Origin of the sequence: Phocaeicola abscessus CCUG 55929, assembly GCF_000312445.1 — a bacterium.
GTDB lineage: Bacteria > Bacteroidota > Bacteroidia > Bacteroidales > Bacteroidaceae > Phocaeicola > Phocaeicola abscessus.
The window spans coordinates 515,453-532,711 of sequence record NZ_HE997182.1 but is presented as its reverse complement, the minus strand read 5'-3'; the positions used below and the strand labels follow the sequence as shown (position 1 = coordinate 532,711).

The following is a 17,259-nucleotide window of genomic DNA, read 5'->3' as shown; positions in this document are numbered from 1 at the left end:
ACGAAGGAAGTGCGGATCACCGGAACAGTTGTTTCATCGGCCGCCCGATCCACGCTTGCGGTGTATCCAATCCGAAAATATAAGCGATGGTCGCCGCGATGTCGAATTGCATCATCGTTTCGTCGAATGCCCCCATCGGCCGGACATTCTTACCGAAAGCAATGAACGGAGACTCCATCTCCTCCAACGTGATGCCGCCGTGCCCCTTATCGATACCTCCATGATCGGACGAAAGGATGAAGACGGTATCCTCATAAATCCCCGCATCTTTCGTAGCCTGAACGATCCTGGCTATGCATTGATCCAACTTCGTTTCGAAAGCATAATATCGATCGGTATACCATCCGTGCAAGTGTCCGGTCTCGTCCAATCCTCCGAAATACGTAAAGAAGAACGTCGGTCTTTCTTTTTTAATATAATTCTCCGCGATCTTCACATAATCGAGGGGATCGCCGAATCCCTCTCCGTTTTCTTTTCCGTATCCGGCTTGATCTTTCCACATCACGTCGTCGATCGCCAAGGTATCTATCACGTATTTAATGCCGTCCCAATCGAAGAGGGCGGCTGTTTTGGCCGAGGGGAACTGTTCTCTCAACACGGAGAAAATCGTGGGAAATATATGATGCGTATTGACCACGAACGAGGGTATTTCCGGAATCCGGGTATTCCACTTCGTATAACCGGTCATTTCGGTGCCGGCTCCCATCATCATCGAAGCCCAATTGATCGCCGATGCCGAGGGCAATACGGAACGTTTCTTCAGGGTGTAGCTGCCGTTCCGCATCATGTTTTTGACGGTCGGCATGTCGGCTTTCGCCATGCTGGCGGCAGCCCAGCCGTCGATGCCTATCAGGATCACATGTTTCGCCTTCCATGTTTCGGTTTGCTTTTTTCGCAGGTCGTCATCTATATTATACGAATTATACCCTTTGTCTTTCATCGCTTGCTGAGCATGCAGCATACGTCGATAGAAATCGGAAAAGGATTTATGTTCCGGCTTCGTCCATCCCACTTCTGCAAGGGCCATCATCCTCGGATAAGTCATATATTCGGCATACGAGTCCGTCGCGATGTATTCCGTCCACAAATTGCCCTGCACGCCCCAGACCAACGCGGGGTTTTTCGTTCCGGCAGGAACCGGTTCGAATTCGTACGCTTCGCTCAGAGGCAGGTAGCCTTCGGCATACCTCGGTTGAGTGGAAGACTCCGTTTGCAAATAATCGATGTAGCAATGGCCCCGCGGCGTCATCACGACGTGATGTCCCTGCTCGGTCGCTTTCGTCATGCTGCCCGATTCCTCTCTCCAGGCCATGATCGTCGCGCTCTTCGACACGGGTCCGTCCAGGATTTCATCCCAGCCGATAATCTTTCGCCCGTGCCGGTTGACGAATTTCTCGATGCGACGGGTGAAATAGCTTTGCAATTCAGCCACATCGGCAATATGTTCGTCTGCCATCCGTTTCTTACAATCCGGGCAAGCGTTCCAGCGATCGCGGTTGGCCTCATCTCCGCCGATATGGATATACTCGGAAGGGAACAAATCCATGATTTCCTTCAACACGTTCTCGCAGAACCGAAAGGTTTCTTCTTTTCCTATACAAAGCTCAAAGCTGGTTCTATAGTCATGCCCCTCGCAGGCCAACTGCGGCAGTGCCAGCAAGACTTCGTTACTATGCCCGGGCAGGTCGATCTCGGGGATTACCGTAATATGCCGAACCGCCGCATAGCGAACGATATCTCTAATATCCTGCTGCGTGTAATAACCACCATAGGCATGGGGGGCGTTCTTCGAGCAGAACTCGCGTCCTCCGTTCCAAAACTCGCTCCAATTCTCGTTCGGGCGATAGGCCGTCATCTCCGTCAGTTGCGGATATTTCTTCATCTCGATGCGCCATCCTCCGCCGTCGACCAAGTGGAAATGAAAGGTATTGATCTTATAATGAGCCAGCAGATCCAGCTGCTTATAAACAAATTCCTTCGAAAAGAAATGCCGACTGACATCGAGCATAAATCCTCGATAATCGAAACGAGGCTCATCGACCACTTCCACACACGGCACATTCAGCGTAGAAGCGGAGCTCGACAGTTGCCACAAGGTTTGCATACCGTAAAACAAACCGGCGCCCGTATTGGCTTTGATCTCCACCGTTTCGGGGGTGACATTCAGCACGTAAGCCTCTTTGTGTTTCGACTGCAACGAAGCGACGACCAATCGCAACGCGTTCGATTTATCCGATGCCTTTCCCTCGACAAGCCGGAAAGGAAGCGTCGCCATGTACATCGTCATCAGCTTCTTTTCCTTACCGTTCAAATTGGTATACCATGTTGTCTGGGCATTCATCGTAAACGTTCCTTTATTCCGGCTCATGTTTTGCGGAGCCGGAATAACTTGCGCATCACAAACGGCGTTAAGCCCGAATAATACTATTACAAGCATTATCACTTTCTGATCAATGTTCTTCATAAGCATTTGTTTTTATCCGTTATTTTACAATAATTTCATCCGAAAGGATATTCCCCCAAGAGATGGCCCTCGTAGCATGGAATCGAATATACCTCGCCTTCGACTTTCCGACCCATCCGAAGAGATAGATCTCGTACAATCGCTTATTATCCGTTTCGTAAGTATGCTCATACAAGGATCGATAGTTCTTTCCGTCATCCGAGATGGAGATTTCAAGTTTTTCGGGGATATACTGTCCGCCCGTCAATATCTGTATAAAGGAAGCCTTTACGGCATGAAGTTCCGTGGGTTGTTCCAAATCTATCACGACGTCCATATCTCCTCCGAAACCTTGCCAGCGGGCGCCGTTCGAGTTCCAATTGCCAAGCCAGCCGTCGGTCAATGTCGTCTCTCCCGAAGCGGCAAATTCTCTGTTATACGGTTTCAGATAAGTGACCTTCTTTCCCTTGGCCAGACTGCAGACGGGTTTCTCCGCTTCAGGACGGGGGCCGATCTCCGTGCTCAGATTGAAAGGATGGATCTCTCTGGCCCGCAAATAATCGAGCGCTTTCAAGACGCGTTCGCGGAAATCGGGATAAGATTTCAATGCCGGATTCGTCCAGCCGACTTCCGCAACAGCCAACATGCGAGGAAACGTCATATACTCGGCACGGTCGGTATCCGACACATGTTCCGTCCACAAATTGCCTTGTACGCCCAAGACCAGCGATTTGTCGAAATCGCCTTCCGGAAGAGGTTCGAAACCGTAAGTTTGCTTTAAGGGTGTATACCCCAACAATCCTTGCGGCTCAAAGTAAGGATTGTCCTGAAAATAGTCGAGATAACAATGGCTCGTCGGCGATTGGATCACCCGATGCCCTCTGCGCAAAGCCTCTCCTCCGCCATCCACTTCTTCTCGCCAAGACATGACGACCGCTCTTGGGGATACGTCTCCGTCTAAGATTTCATCCCATCCGATCAGCGTCTTTCCGTGTGCAGCCAAAAACCGCTCTATGCTGTTGGTAAAGTAATTCTGCAAGCCGGGCACGCCGTCAATATGCTCTTCGGCCATCCGTTTCTTACACCGGTCGCATTCTTTCCAGATATTTCGGTTAGCCTCGTCGCCGCCGATATGGATGTATGCGGAAGGAAAGAGTTCCATCACTTCTTTCAGCACGTTTTTGCAGAACGTGAATGTCTCCTCCTGGCCTATGCACAATTCATTGCTGTTGCTCGCATTCTTCCCTTTGCAGGCATATTCCGGATAAGCCCACAGTACCTCTCGGCTATGGCCGGGCATATCTATTTCCGGGATGACAGTGATATGGCGGGCGGCAGCGTAAGCCACGATTTCACGGATATCGTCCTTCGTGTAATACCCGCCGTAAGCGCCTTCCACCTCCTTTGTACAAAAGACATTCTTCCGTCTCCGCCATTCGTCCAAATCGGCAGCAGGACGATAGGCCGTCATCTCCGTCAGCTTCGGATATCGGGATATTTCGATGCGCCAACCGCCGGTATCAACCAAATGGAAATGAAAGACATTGATCTTATAATAAGCCAGCACATCCAACATCTTCAGGATAAATTCTTTCGGGAAGAAATGACGAGATACATCCAACATATAACCGCGATGCACAAAACGCGGTTCATCGCTGATGGTCACGCACGGGATGTTCAACTCGGCAGAATCGATTCCTCCACCCAATTGAAACAAGGTTTGTAAACCGTAAAAGAGTCCGGCGCCGGTATTGGCCTTCACCTCTATCTCTTTGGGGGTTACCTGCAAGAGATATGCTTCCGGATTCGTCGTATTGGGCAACGATTCGAGTGTCAACCTCACGATGTTCGCATCGGCTTTTACTTTCCCCTTCGCCAAGCGATAGGGAAGCATTTGCAAATACCGGTCTAAAAGGATTTTTTCCTTTCCTTTCAGATTAGTATGCCATTCCGTCCGTGCATTCCACACAAACTCTCCGCCTCCCATCACTACATTTTGCGGCTTCGGAATGACACAGATCTTGCGATCGCCTTGCGCCCTTCCCATAGAAAAGGAAAGGAAGACGAACAATACCCACAGCCACGTTCTCATTATTCTATTCATATCTCGATTATCTGTCCAAGATTATTTCGTATGTTACCTCTTTCGATCCGAAAGATAGAAAATTTAAGGATAGGCTGAACTACCATTCCGGATATAATATAAAAAAAATAACGACACTATCTACCGGTAAAAAAACGAAAACACACCGTAAAAGACGATTCCTCCGCATCTTTCGCCGGCAGTAAAAGTTCTCCCGCATTATAAAAACGGAACGGCAATCCCTCATCATTTTACGGAGAGAAAGAATCCCGGCCCTTTTGAGATCGGGACTCTTAGTTCTGTCATCATTTCCAATTAGGATTCTGTTTCAAGTTAGGATTAACCGTTATATCCTGCGTGCTTACGGGCGTATAATAATAAGCGGTTTTGAAAGTATAGATACCCTTGGCGTCAGCCGGTTCTATAAACCCGTCTTCCGACACCTTGAAACCATCCGTACCGATCATATAAGCAGAAAGGCCTTTAGCCGTTTCAATCTCCTTATCAGCTTGATTGGAGACAACGGCCACGTCCGGTTCGCCGTCACCCGTCAGATCGATCTCCGCGGGGAATGTCGTTCCGACATAAATTCCCTTGCCCTGATTCTCCAAGATCGTTCCTACGGCCCATCTGAACAAATCATTCTTCCTGAAACCTTCTTGAGCCAATTCGATGCGACGTTCCCGACGAATCTCCAGAACAGCCCCTTTCTGCGCAGAATTCACATTCGGATATTTAGCTTCCAGAACAGGATCCACGTTTGTCGCCCAATCGGCAAGTTGTACGGCAGGCATCCCTACACGAGCCCGAAGCTTATTAACGGTATTGTCCAGATCCGTTTGAGTCAACAGTCCCAACTCGGCTTTCGCTTCCGCAAAGATTAACAGCGTTTCGGCAAAACGATACAGGGATATATCGCCAAAACAAGTACTCCCAGATCCATAACCGGATACATTTCCCAAATTGTACATCGGTTCCCATTTCAGGCAGTGATAACCTTGCGTAGTATTGATTGTCTGAACGAAAGGGGTAGTATCCGATGAGGGGCGTCTCCATCCGGGATAAATAAATGTCATTTTTAAACGAGGGTCGCGATGTTCAAAACCTTCCGAATACGATTTGGTCTTATAACCCGATACGGACGTATAAGGCATCGTCGTCCCGTTGTCCTTCAAATAAAGATAGGAGTCGAACAAATCTTTGGACAATCCATAATTACCTCCGGAAAAGCCTCCACTATACCACCACATGATACCCAAGCCGCGATCATAATCCCGATATAAAATCGTTTCCGAATTGGTTGCTAAAGAAACATTGCAGAAAATGCCAGCATAGTCAGGAGTTAACGAATAGCCCATGCTCATCAATTGTTCGCATACAGCGATCGCTTCCTGATAGAATTTATTTGCATCGCTTAAACCCAATTCCGGGTGATATTTACGCCATGCCGCTTCCTGCAAACAGATACGAGCTTTAATCGCCAAAGCTGCATCTTTAGAAACATGCACGTGATCGCCCAATTCTTTTGCCGTTTTCATGTTAGCTATAGCGTAGTCCAAATCGGCCATAATAGAATCCACTACCAATGCACGTGAATCCTGCGTTTTATACAGCAATTCCCTATCATCCGTTCGAAGATCCCGACTGTACCAAGGTATATCAGAATAAGCTATCGTCATACCATAATAAAGCAGAGCACGAGTCAAACGAGCGAATCCCCTGTAATGATTAGCTTTGATCCCAGTAGCACGGCCTTGACGAGCGATCATGAAGTTCACCTGACGAATGCTGCTCCAATCCCATTTGCCTACATTATTGGCATTGGTAGCTCCAGACATATAATTATATATCGCATCCGTCGTATTACCGCACACGACGTTATCCGACGGGCTATCACTCATCGCGGCATACGAATCCGTACCTGCATAATAAAAGGTGTAAAAATTATTAGAATATAATTCCAAATCCGCATCAGTTTTGAAAAAATTAGCCTCAGTAATTTGAGTTTCCGGTATCTGATCGAGGAAAGAATCATTGCAGCTTGTTAGCCACAAGCCTGTAAGCACAAATATTGTCAAATATATCTTTTTCATATTCCTGAATTTTATAAGGTTAGAAAGTGACGTTAACACCAAACGAATGATGCCTCTGCAAGGGATAGTTCTGCCAGCCTAAGTTCTCCGGATCGGCTTTATACCCATCGTACAAACCAGAAAGGCAGAACAGATTCTCGCCTGAATAATAGATTCTGATTCTTTGAAAAGACCGTTTTCCAAGAATCGATTGGGGCAATGTGTATCCAATCTGTAAATTCTTCAGACGGATGTAAGATGCATCCTGCAAATAACGAGTTTGCGGGCTACCTAATTCTTTCGTGTCAGAATGTGCGTTACCCTGACACAATTTGGGAAAGAATTTGCCGGTATCCCGATTCTCTTCTGTCCAACGGTCAGTATAGTTACTCATGGGTTCATTGTACCAGTTGATACTGTAAAGCCCCCAAAAGAAACGATCGTACCACTGCGGATAGTATTGATGTTTCAACACGCCCTGGAAGAATGCGCTCAAGTCGAAATTGTTCCAAGACGCTCCCAAGGTAATACCAAAACGATATCGGATAGACGTATTGCCAATCTTATAGAAATCGCCATGATCATCCAAGGTCCATTTGCCTCTTGAGATCTTGCCGTCTCCATCACGATCTTCCCATTTAATCGTACCGGCAGCTTGCGGATACTTACCCGGCTGATATAACAGCTCTGATTGGTCTGCCCAATTCTTAGCTTCCTCATCTGTGGCAAAGAGACCTAAAGTCTTCAATCCCCAGATTTCGCCGAGTTCCTGCCCTTTGTAATAAGAGTTTAAAGAACCGGTTGAATTAGCGACCTTCGTTATTTGAGCCCAACTATCCGACAGCGTCACATCCACATTATAATTGAACGGCTTACCGCTCAATTTAAATTGATCTCTCCATCCTACGGTAATATCCCAACCGATAGTCTTTAAATCGGCGGCATTCTCTTGAGGAACAGCGGTCCCTAAAACAGACGGAAGATCACGTCCCTGACTGGTCAACATATCCTTCGTATCCCGACGGTAGAGATCCCCTGTGAATGTCAAACGGTTATTCAACATGGTCAAATCGAGGCCAATATCGACCGTCGTAACTTTCTCCCATGTCAATCTACCGGAAACCAAGCCGGGAGTCGTTACATACATGGGATATGAACCGCCAAGATTGATATTCCTTTTTATATCCGCCCCCATGGAAGGAATATAAGGATAAACACTTTCTACGCGTTTCCCATATTCGTTCAAGTAACTGACGTCTTGATTGCCCAATCGGCCATAAGAAGCACGAATTTTAAAATGATCGAATACAGTCTTCAACGGTTTGAAGAATTTCTCTTGGGAAAGAACCCAAGCAATGGATCCCGAAGGGTTGAATACCGTACGGCTCGCATGCGGGAAACGGGAAGTCATATCACGGCGGAAATTGAACTCTGCAATGTATTTATCGTTATAAATATAACCTAAACGTCCATATAACCCGCGCAAAGCCCAGGTAATGGTCGACTCATCGACCGTCGAGGTCCCGTACGCCAGGTTGTAAGAAGGAACGGAATTCGTAATCAAGTGATCACGACCGCCAAACTGCGTATTATAACGATAAGACTCCTGATTGAATCCGACGATGGCAGTCAGATCATGCTTTTCAGCGAATCTCTTGTGGAAGGTTCCATAGACATCCCATGTAATATGTCTGACCCGAGCATTGGTCGAATTAGCCGACGAAACTTCTTGATTCACCCACGTTCCGGAATCCAAACCGCCCGAACCTACGAACGGGAGATAAGTTTTATCGGTGGTAACCTTCTGAAGAGAGAAGTTGTACTGACCATTTACAAAGAGTACATCCTTGATGAAGTCCACACGAGTAGTAAACTGCTGATTAATCGTAGTATCATGCTTTTTGGCATTACCGCCGCGGTCTAAATACCCTGCATCCGTTACCCAGTCGTAAACGTAACCGTTCTCATCCTCCAAAGGCGAGGGAACGAAAGGGACCAAAGAAAGTAACGATTCGATGATCGTTCCATATCCCCATTTGTTTTTACGGTTATCGTCGTGCTTATCCAAATAACGGCTGGTAGTCTTGTATTCGGCAGATATTAAACTGGTGTTGGATCCGATTTTCCAGGACGGAGTAATCTGAATATCCAATTTAGCACGGGTATTGTATTGGGCGTAGTCGTTTCTGCCGTACTTGATCATACCTTCTTGGTTCTGATAATTGCCGGAAAGGTAATAGTTCACTTTATCCGTTTTTCCGGAAAGGCTAATGTTATGATTCTGCGTAAAGGCATCGTTCTTAATATAAGACTTGACAGGATCCCAGAAGGTAAAATAGATATATTCGTCCCAGTCGGGATTATACCAATATCCCGGTTTGGTTTTATCCGCTTTCCAGGCTGCAAGCGCATCGAACATGGCTGGCGAATAACCGCCTTGATTAGGGCTACCGGTCTCGGCCTGATTCTTGTCATGGAAAAAAATCTCCGGGTCGCTCACCACTTCGGGCGTGACCGTCAATCCTCTGAAATCGATATTACCGTTATAATTGACCGTTACCTTTTCCGTCTTCCCGGTCTTTGTCGTAACCAAGATAACGCCATAAGCAGCGCGCGAGCCGTAAATAGCGGCCGAAGAAGCATCCTTCAAAACAGAGATATTTTCTATATCGGTCGGATTCAAGCGGTTCAATTCCAGCATATCCGAAATAACTCCGTCGATGACGACCATCGGAGAACCGCCATTGATGGAAGTGAAACCGCGAATATTGAACGAAGGCAAATCGTTAGGGTCGCCGGATATAGGGTCGATATTCAGGTTGGCAACGGCGCCCTGCAGTGCCGAACCGACGTTACTGATCGGTCTGTCGACCAATTTCTTGGTATCGGCGGTAGCCACAGAGCCGGAGAGATTGGCTTTCTTCTGTACGGCATAGCCGACCACGACGACCTCCTCCAGCGCTTCCGTATCTTCCTGCATTAGCACCTGTACAGAGTTTCGGTTGCCAACGGCAAGGGTTTGAGTCTTGTAACCGACGAAAGAGATTACCAACGTCGCATTGTCTTTCACTTCCAAGACGAAATTTCCCTCATAATCGGTAATCGTACCGTTGGATGTTCCCTTTTCGAGCACACTTGCTCCGATCACCGCATCGCCGTTATTATCGATCACTTTGCCAGTCACTCGCTTCCTCATTTGACGGACATCGGCAATACGGTCCTTTTCGGTTGATTTCGAAAACACGATGTAATTGTTGGTGAACTCATACTTCAAGTCCGTGCCCCTCAACAATTCATCGAGGAGTTCGCCGACTTTTCCTTTCTTGGACGAGAAGGTGACTTCCGCCTTTACATCGATTTCCGAGTTACTGTAAACCATCAGATAACCTGTCTGTTCTTCTATTTGCGAGAACAACGTTTCTACCGAGACCGATCGAGACGGCAGTTCTATGAGCGTATTTTGTGCCTTTCCCGTCGCGGCAAGGAGTTGAAAGACACAGACAAATGCCAACGATAACGTGACTTTCATAATTTTTAACGTCCTGTTTTTAGATTTTAGGCTAGACAAATAGCCTAATAAAGGTTTTAATTTCATAACTTCACACACGTTTAAGTAAATAATGTTGGATTTCTAAAAAGATTTAATGTTTACTTAACATTCCGATCGGTAGATGTGGGCAGCATCTGCCGATCTTCTTATCAAGCGGATCGTTCAATTATTTTTCATGGGCTTTTCACTGTCATTTAAGAGGAACGATACAATATGATTTTATTCGTATTTTCCACTTTTCGGATATTGAATTTATTGATCTTCTGGATAATCCTCAATACTTCTATCACGCCGTCGCTTTGACGGAACTTTCCGGTATATTGTTTTTTATAGATAGAAGGATCTTTCACCGTGATTTCCACATCGAAGTAGAGTTCCAATTTCCGGATGATATCCCTCATGCGCTCGTTATTGAACGCATAGATTCCGTCTTTCCACAAGACGGGGTTATTCTTCATCCGTTCTATCCGGTAATCGTTGGAGTCGGTCTGTACCAGCGTATAGTCGGGGTTCATCAATGTTCCTTGGGCTTCGTTGCCGGGTTTGTAGACCTTTACCTTGCCTTCCAAAAGAGCAATGGAGAGCTTCTCGTTTCGATAGTTGAAGACATTGAAGAGAGTTCCGACGGCCTTTATGTCTATCTTGCCCGTGTTTACGATAAAAGGAGCTTCGCCTTTTGCGACTTCGAAGAGCGCTTCGCCGTCTATCGACACGTTTCTTACTCCCTGAAAGACGGAAGGGTAAGTCAACGTCGACTTGGCATTGACCCATACGTTAGTACCGTCCGGCAATGTGATTCGAGCGCGCTGGCCTGCCGGCACGACAAGTGTTTGAACAGAGGCTTCGGCAACCACCGGCGCTTCATGCGTACGGGTATAGGTTAGCCACCACGTGAGGAGTGAACCGCATAAAGCGACGGCGGCATAGCGCAAGCCGATCGTCCCGACCTTCCGCAGTCGTTTTCGCCGACAGGTCACACGAAAACGGTTCCACTCTCTTTTACCTTCCGCCGTATCGCCTTCCCGCTTTAAGCAAGCCATCAACGAATGCACTTGTCGAACAGCTATCAGTTCGTCCTTCAGTTGCGGGTCAGCGTCGGCCTCTTTCAATAATGAATTCTTTTCCTCTTTGTCCAATTCGTCACTGCCATATTTCAATATCCGAAAATCCATAGATGCATTCACTTTCGAGAGATAAGACGAATGAAAGAGAAAAATCCGCCAAAAAAAACGATTTATTTCATAAAAGAAACAGAAACAGTAAGAAGAGCACCACATCTTTCAGTTCTTCACGCAACTTTTTGTAGGCGATTCCCATCTGCGTTTCTACGGTATTGACGGAAAGATTCAGTACTTGAGCGATCTCTTTTTGCTTTATTCCTTCTAATTTGTTCATCATAAAAATCTTTCGACATTGCTCCGGCAATTTATCCAAAGCTCTTTCCAAGCGGAGATGAAGAGACTTCTCCTCCGAGAAGTCGACCAGAAGCATTTCCAACGATTCGTACCGGATTCGAAGATCGGCTTCGTATTCGTTTGACAGCCTGTCGACGGCATGCTGGGCTGCTATCCTTAGCCGGAGAAAATCCAAACATTTGTTCTTCACCGATATGAACAGATAAGAGATCAGAGGGATGGAGGCATCGAAAAAGTCTCTTTGAAGATACAACTGAAGGAAGACATCCTGAACGATATCTTCCGCGTCTTCTTCCGTCATTACAAACGAACAAGCAAACCGCTTTACCCGTGAATACCATGTAATATAGAACGTTTCAAAATTTTTTTTCATCTCACGCATATTTCATGGTTGTGATTCGACGGACAAAATTAATCAATTTATTCCGTAACTAAATATCTTTTCGCCGTTTTTGTTTATCCGCAGAGATGTACAAAGTCACCCCCGACCTGCGATCAACTCTCCCGACGAAATATGACGAACTATATTAATCTGCAATAAAAATGCTCACAAAACCTCCTCCCTATTTTTTATATTAATGAGGCTATTTTCCGGAAGATGGCATCTTCTTCCCGAAATCAGGCTAAGACGTAAACCGGACAATCCTGTTTTCGGCTCGTAGAACGCGCAGCAGTTTTACAAAACCTCGTCGGTCACCCGCTTAAAGTACTCGATGCACTGCTTGATGTCGGGAACGGAATGATCCCAGTTGTACTCGTATTCGATCGCGAGATAACCTTTGAAACGCTGCTCTTTCAGGATTTCGAGCATACCTTTCACGTCGAGGACGCCCGTGCCCCAGATCACATCGTGTTGAGCCTTATCGACCTGCTTGGAGGCGATATCTTTAAAGTGCAAAGAGACGATACGGCCGTCAAGCTTTTTCAGACATTCTTTCTGATCGAGGCCGCACCGGTTCCAGTGTCCGACGTCAGCACAAGCTCCGATGCCTTTGTTCAGTTTCGAAATGGCGAAGAGCAGGTTCTGCGGATCCCAATATACCGATGGTTTGGGGTGATTGTGAACGGCTACTCTCATTTCGTACTTCTTGGAAAGCTTGTCCACCAATTCCCAATCGCGCAATTCCGGTTCACAGGTAATGTATTCCATCCCCATCGCTTTGGCGAACTGGAATTCTTTTTCCCATTCTTCGGAGTTTTCCGTAGTGAACACGCCGGAGCCGACGATCTTAATCCCTCTTGCTGCAGCGCTGTCCGTCAACTCCTTACGGGTCTGTTCGTCCATTTGGTAGCCGAAGACGGCATCGCCGTATTTCCCTCCGAGCTTGTGCCCAGGGAAGGCTTCGATATACTTTACTCCCAGTTCCTTCGTCTTATCGAGCGCTTCGATAAAAGAAAACTTATGGAAGGTATACGATTGCACGGCAAGTTTCCAACCTTGCTTCTCTGCCTTCGTCTCATGGCTACTGCATCCGGCAGCCAAGAGATATGGAAGGCTGATAACCAGTAATGAAAAAAATTTTCTCATATCAGTCTGTTTTTTTATGTTTTTCGGTATGATGGGCAATCGGTGCGGACATGTTCGATGCCCGCACCTCGCTCTTTTAAAAAAATATATTCTCTACTTCATCTATTTCATCTGGGCATATCGGGTAACTTCCAGCCTTGACGATAGTTGTGTTTAACCAGCTCGTTGGCAAATTCAAGTGCATTGAACGGTTCCGTGTAAGTTTTATTGAATGTCGGGTGTCCGTTACGCACCGAGAACCCATCGACTTTCATGATCTTCATGGTTTCGTTCGGGCTGATGTTCAAGAATTTCATGTCTTGCCCATTCCATTCCAATATCTTGTTCAAGGATTGCAGACGAACGGCCAATACGCCTATATCGACCATCTCTGTCAAATCGCACGCTTCCGAAAAGTCGGAATAAGTGGGAACGCGGTTCGCCGGAGATTCCTTGCAAGCGCGGACGAAGTCCATCTGATGTTCCGAATCTTTGATTTCATGATTATTCGGCGTATACTTCGGCTCTCTGCCTGACAACAAATAAGGCTTATGCCCATAACAACCGTAAACCAATGTGTCTTTCGAACCGTAAAGAATGGTGCAACCGCCATCTATGTTCATCTCCTTGCCGTTAGGCAGCATCGGCGGGCGTTCCGGCTTAATACCACCGTCGTACCAGTAGACTTCGCACTCGGGGAGCGCCACTTTGGACAAATTGTCACGTGAGGGGAAGGTATACTTAATGGATTGAGCGCTCGGCGCGCAATCGGTCAGTAACGCTGTCGAGCTGCCCTGCAGCTTGGAGGGATAGCCTAACTTCAACGCTACGAATGCCGCATGGAGGATATGACACGCCATATCGCCCAAGGCCCCGGTGCCGAAGTCCCACCATCCACGCCAGTTCCATGGATGATAAATCGCGTTATAGGGGCGGAAAGGAGCCGGCCCGATAAAGAGATCCCAGTCCAGAGTATTCGGTACTCTATCGACTTTCTCAGGTCTCTGCAAACCTTGCGGCCAGATAGGACGGTCGGTAAACGATTCCACCCGCCGCACTTCGCCGATTTCACCGTTTTGCACCCATTGAATAATTTTACGGGTGTCTTCGCCCGAAGCGCCCCAGTTTCCCATCTGGGTAACCACTCCGTACTGTTTAGCCAGGTGCTTCAGCAAGCGGGCTTCATAGATAGAATGAGTCAAGGGCTTCTCTACATAGACGTGTTTTCCCAAAGTGATGGCGTCGGCTGTAATAATGGCGTGCGTATGGTCGGCCGTAGCCACCACTACGGCGTCGGCCTCCTGTCCTAACTCATCGTACATCTTGCGATAGTCCTTGTACCGCTTGGCGTGGGGATACTTGTTGAAAACGGGTTTTGCATAACTCCAGTCGACATCCGCCAAACCAATCAGATTCTGACTATCCATTTTAGCAAGATCGCTCGCCCCCATTCCGCCAATACCCACACCCAAGATGTTGAGTTTGTCACTCGGAGACAGATGCCCGAAACTTTTACCCAAGATGTTACTCGGAGCAATGGTAAGCCCTGCCACAGCAGCAGCTCCCGTCTTTAAAAATGTTCTTCTCGATACAGACATAAAAGATTTGTTTAAAAAGTATGATAAAATTGACTTCTGCACATTCTGTGATGTGCATCAAAATAAATTTCTTTCAGCAACCAAATATACAAACTTTCTATTTTCGACAAAATAAAAAGGTTAAAAAATGTCATCAAACGGTTATAAATTTATCCTTTCACTCCCGACTGGCGCAATTTCGACAGGAGGTGAATCTATTCGGGTGATATGAGCTCCGATCGTGCGAAGCCGTTCTTCTATCTTCGTATATCCTCTGTCTATCTGTTCGATATGATCGATCCGGCTTATCCCCTCAGCGCTCATGGCGGCGATTAACATCGCTACTCCGGCGCGAATGTCGGGCGATACCATATGATTGGCCTTCAGACGGATACGGCGATCATGTCCGTTGACAACTGCCCGGTGCGGATCACAAAGGATGATTTGCGCCCCCATATCAATCAATTTATCGACAAAGAACAGTCGGCTCTCGAACATCTTCTGGTGAATGAGGACACTCCCTTTCGCCTGAGTAGAGACCACTAAAAGAACGCTCAACAGATCCGGCGTGAGCCCCGGCCAGACGGCATCGGAAAGCGTAAGAATCGACCCGTCGAGAAAACATTCTATTTCATAATGATCTTGACGGGGAATGTGCATATCGTCCCCCCGTCGTTCCAAGATTAAGCCTAACCGGCGAAAACTGTCCGGAATAATCCCTAAATTCTCCCACGATACGTTCTTTACAGTCAGTTCACTGCAAGTCATCGCTGCCATACCGATAAAGCTCCCTACTTCGATCATGTCGGGAAGAATGGTATGCGACGTCCCGTGTAACGACTCCACTCCTTCGATGGTGAGTAAATTCGAGGCAATGCCGGAAATGCGAGCTCCCATGTCGTTCAACATCCTACACAATTGCTGGATATACGGTTCGCAGGCGGCATTGTAAATAACGGTCGTCCCCCTTGCCAAGACGGCAGCCATGATGATATTGGCCGTACCGGTGACGGAAGCTTCGTCCAATAACATAGATGCTCCCTGCAGCCGTGCTTTCGCTTCAAATTTATAGGCGTGCTTCTCCACATCGTAGGAAAACGCTGCACCTAAATGACTGATTCCTCTGAAGTGCGTATCCAAACGGCGCCGACCGATCTTGTCTCCTCCTGCATTGGCATAACAGACCTTGCCCAATCTATTCAGCAGGGGACCGATCATCATCACCGAACCGCGAAGCCTCGCACACTGCTCAAGGAAAGTAGGGCTCTCGACGAAAGCCGTATCGATACGGTCTGCTTTAAAACGATACAAACAACTGCCCACGCGTTTCACCGTTACGCCCATATCGCGCAGCAATCGAATCAGATTGTTCACGTCTAAAATGTCCGGGACATTATCGACGATCACCTCGTCGCTCGTCAACAAGGTAGCGCAAATAACTTCCAAGGCTTCGTTCTTAGCTCCCTGCGGAACGATCTCGCCGGCTAAATGATGATTTCCCTCCACTAAAAATGACGACATATGTTTCTCGGATTAGATATAATTGACTTCAGGATACAGATGTATTTGGAACTTATCATACACGGTTCGCCCAATAGCAGCAGCCAATCGAATGATATCTTCCGGCTCGGCTCGATGTTGATTCACGATAATCAAGGGTTGCTGTCCATATACGGCCGCCCCGCCCCGCTTCTTTCCTTTCCAGCCGCACTGTTCTATTAACCAGGCAGCAGGAATCTTCACTTGCTCCTCATTGATCATATAATGCGGTACGGGCGCATAATGCGCCGCCAACTCGTTATATTTCCCCACCGGAACGATGGGGTTTTTAAAGAAACTACCAGCATTGCCCAACGTTGCCGGATCCGGCAGCTTGTTTTGCCGAATGCGGATGACCGCCTGCCGGATTGCTCCGGCCGACGGAACCGTATCCGAAGAACGCAAATCCCGAAGCTGTCCGTAATCCAAGTGCACCGCCGGCTTGGTAGATAAACGGAAAAGTACGGCTGTAACGATATACTTTCCTCGCAATTCATTTTTAAAGATGCTATCCCGATAACCGTACCGACACTCATCCTTGACAAAGATCCGTTCCCGTCCCGTCGCCCTCTCGACAGTCGCCACCTCTTTTATCGTCTCGCACGCTTCTACTCCGTAAGCCCCTATATTCTGCACGGCGGCAGCGCCTACTTCGCCGGGGATATACGAGAGGTTCTCAACGCCGTAATAATTATTTTTCGCCATTTCATCACAAAAATCATCCCAGATGACACCACTCCCCACCCGAACGAAAACCGTTTCGTCCTCTTCGGCTTCGATCTCCGTAAAGCGAATTTCCGAATGGAGGATTGTCCCTTCAAAATCTTTCGTAAACAAGAGATTGCTCCCTCGGCCGATGTGCAACATTGATCGCTCCTTGCAAAGCATATTCAAGACTTCTTTCAACTCGTTTACGGAACCATAGGAAATGAACCGGGCGGCTCGCACGTTCATTCCGAAAGTGTTATGCCCGAGAAGCGAGTAATTATATCGAATCGTCACCGCCATTTCAACCAAGAACTATTTGTCCTGCTAAATTACAAATAATTCTATAGTCATCGACCGATAAGACA

General features: G+C 47.3%; 10 protein-coding genes. All 10 read right to left on the bottom strand.

Features of this window, described 5'->3' with window-relative positions:
* Positions 1-16: 16 nt before the first annotated feature.
* The 10 genes from BN102_RS10495 to murB all read right to left on the bottom strand — a co-directional run bounded on the left by BN102_RS10495 (position 17) and on the right by murB (position 17,194).
* Positions 17-2,464 carry a family 20 glycosylhydrolase gene (locus BN102_RS10495; RefSeq protein WP_198006535.1) on the bottom strand — a complete coding sequence of 816 codons (2,448 nt, stop codon included), beginning with the start codon at positions 2,462-2,464 and terminating at the stop codon, positions 17-19.
* Positions 2,465-2,483: 19 nt separating this feature from the next.
* Positions 2,484-4,547 (bottom strand): glycoside hydrolase family 20 protein, encoded by a 2,064-nt coding sequence (locus BN102_RS02155; RefSeq protein ID WP_083867169.1) that lies wholly within the window; start codon positions 4,545-4,547, stop codon positions 2,484-2,486.
* 284 nt (positions 4,548-4,831) lie between these two features.
* The gene (locus tag BN102_RS02150; RefSeq protein ID WP_019207421.1) at positions 4,832-6,619 is read right to left on the bottom strand and encodes a RagB/SusD family nutrient uptake outer membrane protein; all 1,788 of its coding nucleotides are present in this window, start codon (positions 6,617-6,619) and stop codon (positions 4,832-4,834) included.
* Between the two features lie 19 nt (positions 6,620-6,638).
* Positions 6,639-10,127, bottom strand: a complete 3,489-nt coding sequence (locus tag BN102_RS02145; protein WP_019207420.1) for a TonB-dependent receptor — start codon at positions 10,125-10,127, stop codon at positions 6,639-6,641.
* A 215-nt stretch (positions 10,128-10,342) separates the two neighbouring features.
* Entirely contained in the window at positions 10,343-11,320 is a 978-nt protein-coding gene (locus BN102_RS02140) for a FecR family protein (protein ID WP_019207419.1), read from the bottom strand.
* Between the two features lie 67 nt (positions 11,321-11,387).
* Positions 11,388-11,936 (bottom strand): RNA polymerase sigma-70 factor, encoded by a 549-nt coding sequence (locus tag BN102_RS02135; protein ID WP_051007705.1) that lies wholly within the window; start codon positions 11,934-11,936, stop codon positions 11,388-11,390.
* A gap of 303 nt (positions 11,937-12,239) precedes the next feature.
* Positions 12,240-13,091, bottom strand: a complete 852-nt coding sequence (locus tag BN102_RS02130) for a sugar phosphate isomerase/epimerase family protein (RefSeq protein ID WP_036786943.1) — start codon at positions 13,089-13,091, stop codon at positions 12,240-12,242.
* Positions 13,092-13,198: 107 nt separating this feature from the next.
* Positions 13,199-14,668, bottom strand: coding sequence for a glycoside 3-dehydrogenase (locus BN102_RS02125; RefSeq protein ID WP_019207416.1), 1,470 nt, complete (start codon positions 14,666-14,668; stop codon positions 13,199-13,201).
* Between the two features lie 141 nt (positions 14,669-14,809).
* Positions 14,810-16,168 carry a UDP-N-acetylglucosamine 1-carboxyvinyltransferase gene (gene murA, locus BN102_RS02120; RefSeq protein WP_021311819.1) on the bottom strand — a complete coding sequence of 453 codons (1,359 nt, stop codon included), beginning with the start codon at positions 16,166-16,168 and terminating at the stop codon, positions 14,810-14,812.
* Positions 16,169-16,180: 12 nt separating this feature from the next.
* Positions 16,181-17,194 carry a UDP-N-acetylmuramate dehydrogenase gene (gene murB, locus BN102_RS02115; protein ID WP_019207414.1) on the bottom strand — a complete coding sequence of 338 codons (1,014 nt, stop codon included), beginning with the start codon at positions 17,192-17,194 and terminating at the stop codon, positions 16,181-16,183.
* Positions 17,195-17,259 lie beyond the last annotated feature (65 nt).